Raw genomic sequence first — 6,583 nt, forward strand, 5'->3', positions numbered from 1 at the left:
TCCAGTTCTCCCTCCGGGGTGTAGCCGAGCTTGTCGGCGATCCGTTCCCACGAGGTTCCCCTGGCCACCTCGGCGGTCAACGCCCACGTGGTGAGCCGATCGGTGCGGTACTGGATCTGCCGCGTCGCGGCCGCGTAGTCCCCGGCCTCGGCGGGGTCGTGAGCGAGGAGCAGAACCAGTTGGGTCACCTCCTCCGCCAGCCCCTTGGCTTCGGAGGCGAGCTGCAGCCGCGCCCGGTCGGAGGCGCTGAACGCGCCCATCGGGAGCTCGTAGACGCCCTTCCAGTCATCGGCGGTCGTGTCAGTGACGGTGTCGTTGCTCATGCCGGGTGAACACCACAAGCGGACCAGAGGTCACGCGCCCGGCGACCCGGCCCGCGGGCACCAGCCGGTACTCCAAGGCGTTTGACCGGGTCGCCGGGAACACCTCGATGGTCGCCCCGGACACCCTGACACTCCCTGCCGCGCGCCTTGATGCCCCAGGGCCACGGCCATCAAGGCGCGCGCCTCCCCGACGGCCTGGCGGCCGGCCGCGGGGCGTCTCCAAGGTGAGCGGGCCGGCCTTCCAAGGCTTCCGGGGAGGCTTCCAAGGTGAGCCCGGCACCGTCTCCAAGGCTCCCGACCGAAACCTTGGAAGCACACCCCGCACGCCTCGACGGCCGGCCCGATACTCCTTGACGGCCCATCAAGGGAACGCGCGTTCCCGCACGTCAAAGCATTGGTGAACGCGCGCTCACCAAGGTTGGACGGCCCCGCGGTGGTGTTGGCGGACCTGGCCGGGTGGACCCGGGCCCCGGTCCTGTTCTACGTCCGCAAGGCCGGCCGGGCGCTGGCCTGGATCGAGCACGGCGCGCCCCGTCTGGACGGCTGGGCCCTGGTGGTCGAGGGCCGCTTCGTCGCCGACCCCGCCGACCGGAGCCGCCCGCTGGTCACCAGCACCGCCGAGCTGGCCGTCCTGCTGGTGCGCCAGGCCCTGGAAGAGGGACTGATCGACGCCGACGCCGCGCCGGTCCTCGGCTGACCGGCCGTGCATCTTGTGAGGCGTCTTGTCGGACACCGTGTCGGACACCTTGTGGAGCGCCTACTCGGGTGTCTTGTGAGCACCTGATGATTCGCCCCGGCTCGGTATCGCGGCAGGTCAGAGTCCATGTGGGGCGGGCCGGAAATGCCGACAACCCCTTGTCCTTCTCCTTGGTCTTGGTGGGTGTGGTCGGTTGGTCGGTTCGGGGTTCGCGCCTGCGGCGGGCCGTCGGTCTTTTCGCGGCCTGCGGAGCCGTCCGCGGCCTGCGGGGCCGGCCGACGGTCCGTTGACCGGCCGCGCCGGGTTCCACGTAGGTACCACCGCAGGCGCTCCCGCACGTACCACCGCAGGCGCTGGCGCAGGTACCACCGTAGGTACCACGGCCCTTCCCACGCCGATCCGACGTTTCCCCAGCTCAGAGCCGGTTTCCGGCGCAACGGAAATTCGGACAACCCCCTCTGCCTGTCCCTCTCCCCGGTTGCTGGTGGTGTGGTGGGTGCGGTTTGGGTGACGGTCCGGACGGCGGGGGCTCTCACCCTGCCGGGGGCTGTCGGCTTGTGGCGCGTCCGGCGGTGCCGGCCGCGTCGTCCAGGCCGCCACCGGCCCGGAGCGGACTCGTTGAACGCCCCGTGAGCAACCCGTCGTCCGCCCGACGCGCCCTCGGCCCCGGCGCCGCCCGCGCCCTCGGCCCCCAGCGCCCCACAGGCCGCCCACAGCCGCCCTGGGCAGGCCCAGCCGCCGTCCCGGACCCACCGACCCGCCCGGGCGCCCCACAGCCCGCCCAGCGCCCCGCCGAGCAAGCCGTCGACGCCATCGCCGCACTGCGCCACGTCCGCGCCCCGGCCGCCGTCCTGGAAGCCGCCCTGCACCTCGCCCAAGCCCTCCTGGAACAGCCCGGTACCGACCCGCTCCTCCTGGAGGCCGCCGAGGGCCTGGCCGCCGTCATCCCCCAGTACCTCCCCGCCGCCCGCACCCCACCTCCGCCACCACCGCCCGCCCGGCTGCGCACCGTCCCGTCTCCGACGACCGGCGGGACCGGCACCCTGGCGGGCTGAAAGCCGGCGTGCCGAAGACCCGCGCCGGGTACTGTCCGACCAGCACCGCCCGGCCGCCCAGGCAGCTCGGCGGGGACCGGTGAGAATCGCCCCGCGACCCGTTGTCCCGGGCCCGGATCGCTCCGGCGGCACGCTTCCAGTACCGCTTCCGATACCGCTTCCGGTCACCCCTCACCTTGATGGGGCATCAACGCAGGTCAGACCCCCTGTCCAGACCGTCCGGAAACGCCGACGACCCTTCTGTCGCCTGGCGCGGCTCCTTCAGGGTCTCGCTCCGGGCCACTCGGGCCCTTCGCCCAACCCCCGGGCTGTCCCCCCGCCCCCAGGGGCGCAGCCCGGTGCTCGCGCCGCGGCCGGGCAGCTCGGCGTTCCGGTGAGTGCGGGCGGCCGGGTCGGCGGGTCGGCGGTGGCCGGGGCGGCGGGCGGGCCCGGTCGGTGGCGGCCGCGGTGGGCGTGATCGACTTGTCGGCGGCGTGCGGTATGCAGAGCAGCCAGCCACCGCACCGCAGACCAGCGAGGGGGAGCGCCGTGAGCCACCGTCAGCCCGCCCCGGGCACACCCGACGACCCGCCCGGCCCAGCCCCGGCCGCTGCACCGCGCAAGCGCGTTCGCAGGGCGTCCAAGACCAACCCGGGCGGTTCCAACAACAAGGTGCGCGCCGACGTTCAGCGCGCCATCGCCGTCTTGAAGATCGTCACAGCGCACCAGCTCTGGCGACTGCTGCGCCCCAACGCCCTGGAGAACAAGTTCGCCCGCGCCGCGCTGAACGATCTGGAGAAGAAGCGGATCACCGTCAAGCACGGCACCGGCGAGGACGGCCGGGACATCTGGGGGATGACCACCGCCGGGCGCGACGCCGCGAAGGCGCTGTTCCCTGACGGCCGGGACATGGGCGGTATCGCCCGCAAGGCCGGCGCCAGCTCCGCCGCCGGGCACGCCCTGGCCGTCAGCGAGACCATCATCAGCTTCGTGGTCGGCGGCACCGGCCCCAACATCCCGGACAAGCAGGTCAACGGCGACCGCACCGCCCCCGGCGTCAGCCCCGGCTTCGGCCGGATCGACCAGTGGGCCACCGAGATCGAACACCTCACCCCACACAAGCCCACCGTCCGCACCGACGCCGTCCTCCAAGCCCCGGACCACCGCATCCCGGTGCTCCTGGTGGAAGTCGACCTCGACAACGAGTCCAACCCGCGCGTGGCCAAGAAGCTCGACGACTACCGCGGCTTCTTCGAGCACACCCACTCGCTGCCCAACCCGTACCCGCGCGGCTCCATCGGCTACCTGGAGTGGGGCCGCCGCCCAGAGCAGCGCGAGCAGCACTGGCGCCGCACCTACCCCGACACCGGCCGCCCCGGCTACCCGCCCGTGGCCCTTGCCCTCGGCCACCTCGGCGAGCGCGCCATGCGCCAGCGCGTCCAGGCCCTCACCAAGATGACCCGCAGCCACTGGCAAGGCCAGCACCTCGGCGATGGCTTCTACGACCGCACCGAAGCGATCCCGATCCTGTTCACCAGCCTGGAGATGCTGATCGAACGCGGCCCCCTGGCCCCGATCTGGCGCCGCGCCGGCCGCGACGGCCCCCTCCAGCCCCTCCACGCCGCCCTCGACGACCACGACGGACCCGAGGCGTACGCCGAGCACCAGAACGCCCAGCGCGCCCAGGCCACCGCTGACGCTGAGGCCGCCGAACGCCGCCGCCAGCAACGCGAACTCCTCGCCACCGCCTGCCCTCACTGCAACCGCACCGCCGACAAGTACAAGAACCCCCGCTACGCCTCCGACGGCGAGCGCCTCTGCCACTTCTGCCAGCAGAAAGCCGACCAGGCCGCGCAGGCCGAAGCGGCCCAACAGATCACCCAAGCCGCCCAGGCCCACATCGAACGCGCCCAGACCGCCCAGAACGCCACGCTGCGACGCACCCTCTTCGGCCCTCGAAAGCCGAAGAAGGAAACCCAGGACAAGAAGAGCTGAATCGATCGGCCGGATCGAACGCAAGACCGAATAAAGGGCATCGTGACCACCCCGGACACGGTGCCCTTTGCACATTCCGAAGCGAGCCTGATAAAACAGCCTCCCTGATGAAGTCGAAAGGAAGACCATTGAAAGGCTATTTCAACACTCGTGAGACGGTCCGCCGCAAAGCCACCGGAATGACCATGGGACAGATCACCGAAGAAACACAGGAAGCCGCCCAATACGAACGCCACCGGTCACGCGTCTGTGACAACAACGAGGACCTGGCCGCCATCAAAGGCGCCATTGCACAACACAAGGAATGGCGCCGCATCGGCTACGTCATGGCCGAGGAGGGCCTCACCACCTACGACCCCGACCGCGACCCGACCGTCCAGCGCTGGCGCCGGGAGGAGCACGCCCGCCAACTCGCCGAAACCGCCGCCCAGGCCCAGGCCGCCGAGCACGCCGCCACCCAGCAGCAGACCCACCGCGCCACCGACCCCAAGGCCGACACTGTCCTCACCGCCCTCGCCCGCGCCGGCCTCCACAACCTCACCGAGACCGACCACCAGGCCGCCGCCGCCCTCGCCCAGCTCGACCACACCACCATCGCCCAACTCACCCACTGGCTGGAACGCACCCGCGAAACCGCGCTGCGCCTGGCCTCCCCCGCCGCGCCGGTGTACCGGCGTCCACGGCGCGCCGCGTGGCCGGAGCGTACGTAAGAAGCCCCGGTGCGGCCCCCGGACGGCTTGACAGGACCGAGAGTGAAACCCCCGATGGCATGCCAAACGGTATACCCCTGGGTATCCTGGATGGTATGACGCTGACGACGATAAAGGTGCAGGCCGAGGTGCGTGACGAGCTCGCGCGTCTGGCGGCCGACGAACTCGGCGGGGTGACGCTGAACGGCGCCCTGGAGCACCTGCTCACCGAGCACCGCAAGGCCCAGATCCTGGCCGCCTACGCCCGGCTGGAGGCCGACCCGCGAGCCTGGGCCGACTACCAGGGCGAACTGACCGAGTGGGACGCCACCGCCGGCGACGGCCTGGCCGGTGAGGCGTGAGCCGCAAGTCCGCCCCCTGGCAGGTCTGGATGGCCGACCTCTCCCCGGTCATCGGCTCCGAGCAGGCCGGCCGACGCCCCGTCGTGGTCGTCTCCAGCCCCCTGTTCGCCGCCTTCCCCACCGCCATGGCCATCGTGGTCCCCCTCACCACCCAGGACCGTGGCCTGCCCCACCACGTCCCCGTCTCCTCCCCCCGCTCCGGCCTCGACCGCCCCAGCTGGGCCCGTACCGACGACGTCCGCACCATCTCCGAGCAGCGCCTCATCGGCAGCCGGCCGCTCGGCACCGTCACCGACAAGGAAGCCGACGAGATCCGCACCTACCTGCGGATGATGATCGACATCTGACCCGACCCGCACCCCGCCTCGGCCCCGGCACGATCCGAAGCGAGCGCCCCCGGGCGAGCGGGTGACGTGCGGCCCGCCCCGCGGCATGCCGCCCAAGAGCCGACCCACGCCCACGTACCGTCGCCCACGTGGGCACGTGGGCACGAGCCCACCCCCGGTCCGGCCGGAACCATTTCCCGGGCGGACCGGGCCACTCACCAGGCCCGCTCTCCCGGACAGACCTCGGCCAGCTGCTCCAACAGGTAGGCCGTCACCTGACCGGCGCTACCGGCCAGCACCCAGACGTAGACGGCGGTGCGCGCCCCCACATCGACGCTCCGCAGGACGAACCCGTCCACCAGGCCGCCCACGCCCTCACGCTCCCGGGCCACGACCTGCCGAGGCCGGCCCACCTCCTCGACCACGACCTCGACGTCTTCGAGATCCGGGCAGTCGAGGAACCGACACACCCACGCCCGCCGCTCCGTCCGCATGTCTCCATCTTCCCGACACCCCGGCCACCGCTCACCGACGACGCGGGGCCAGCGGGCACCTGACGGGGGCCCGCGTCGTCGGTGCCGACCGGCCCCCGAAGCAGCGCGCCCGCCCACCACCAGCGACGGGAATTGCTGACATCCGAATTATGAAACACCCGTCACCCTTACTGGAAGAACCGAAGGCTCGATTTCTGGAAAGCCCGACTGGTAGACTCGGATAGCAAATAGCGGCACCTTTCGGAATCGCCGAAGTTGTCGAATCCGACCGTCCCGGACACCCCGTCCACGGCGGGATCACCTGACGACTCAAGTTTGATACATCGGCAAGGATGGTCACCCCGGTGATGCCACTCGCCCGAGCGTCGGGACCGTCCCATGATCATCGGTCTAGACCACGCCAGCAGGCGTGAAGCCGACCCGCACGCGCCCCCGAACGGACACCCTCCTCTCAGTCTGCCTGTCTTGACTTCAGCCATGACCCCAGTTCAGCTGCCTGAACTGGGGTCAGCCCACCGGCATCATGGAGCGGAGCGGAGTGATGCCCGGCCCGAGCGGAGCCGGGCCGGCCTGACCGAAGGTCAGGCAACGGACACGCGGAGCGGGTCCGCCCACCCGCCGGAGGCGGGTGGCGAAACGGAGGGCCGAAGGCCTGGAGGGACC

8 protein-coding genes are annotated in these 6,583 nt (G+C 71.5%); 6 read left to right on the plus strand and 2 right to left on the minus strand.

All coding sequences use genetic code 11. The features are described 5' to 3' along the window. The coding region (locus ACFXHB_RS43965; RefSeq protein ID WP_380582735.1) for a hypothetical protein at positions 1-323 on the minus strand (323 nt) is incomplete at its 3' end. 433 nt (positions 324-756) lie between these two features. Between ACFXHB_RS43965 and ACFXHB_RS43970 the strand changes: the two genes are divergently transcribed. The 6 genes from ACFXHB_RS43970 to ACFXHB_RS43995 all read left to right on the plus strand — a co-directional run bounded on the left by ACFXHB_RS43970 (position 757) and on the right by ACFXHB_RS43995 (position 5,447). Continuing rightward, positions 757-1,020, plus strand: coding sequence for a hypothetical protein (locus ACFXHB_RS43970; protein ID WP_380582737.1), 264 nt, complete (start codon positions 757-759; stop codon positions 1,018-1,020). Positions 1,021-1,649: 629 nt separating this feature from the next. Next, entirely contained in the window at positions 1,650-2,075 is a 426-nt protein-coding gene (locus ACFXHB_RS43975; protein WP_380582739.1) for a hypothetical protein, read from the plus strand. Between the two features lie 528 nt (positions 2,076-2,603). Continuing rightward, on the plus strand, positions 2,604-4,049 hold the full coding sequence (locus tag ACFXHB_RS43980; RefSeq protein WP_380582741.1) for a replication-relaxation family protein: 1,446 nt from the start codon (positions 2,604-2,606) through the stop codon (positions 4,047-4,049). A 185-nt stretch (positions 4,050-4,234) separates the two neighbouring features. Further along, positions 4,235-4,759 carry a hypothetical protein gene (locus ACFXHB_RS43985; protein ID WP_380582743.1) on the plus strand — a complete coding sequence of 175 codons (525 nt, stop codon included), beginning with the start codon at positions 4,235-4,237 and terminating at the stop codon, positions 4,757-4,759. A 95-nt stretch (positions 4,760-4,854) separates the two neighbouring features. Continuing rightward, complete coding sequence (locus ACFXHB_RS43990; RefSeq protein WP_380582745.1) at positions 4,855-5,100, plus strand: hypothetical protein; 246 nt, start codon at positions 4,855-4,857, stop codon at positions 5,098-5,100. Next, a complete protein-coding gene (locus tag ACFXHB_RS43995) occupies positions 5,097-5,447 on the plus strand; it encodes a type II toxin-antitoxin system PemK/MazF family toxin (RefSeq protein ID WP_380582747.1) in 351 nt (116 codons plus the stop codon). The genes ACFXHB_RS43990 and ACFXHB_RS43995 overlap by 4 nt, the downstream gene beginning before the upstream one ends. Before the next feature lie 194 nt (positions 5,448-5,641). Here the strand turns inward: ACFXHB_RS43995 and ACFXHB_RS44000 are convergent, their stop codons facing one another. After that, positions 5,642-5,920 carry a hypothetical protein gene (locus ACFXHB_RS44000; protein ID WP_380582749.1) on the minus strand — a complete coding sequence of 93 codons (279 nt, stop codon included), beginning with the start codon at positions 5,918-5,920 and terminating at the stop codon, positions 5,642-5,644. Positions 5,921-6,583 lie beyond the last annotated feature (663 nt).

The sequence above is a fragment of the Kitasatospora sp. NPDC059327 genome (assembly GCF_042752535.1).
Lineage (GTDB): Bacteria > Actinomycetota > Actinomycetes > Streptomycetales > Streptomycetaceae > Kitasatospora.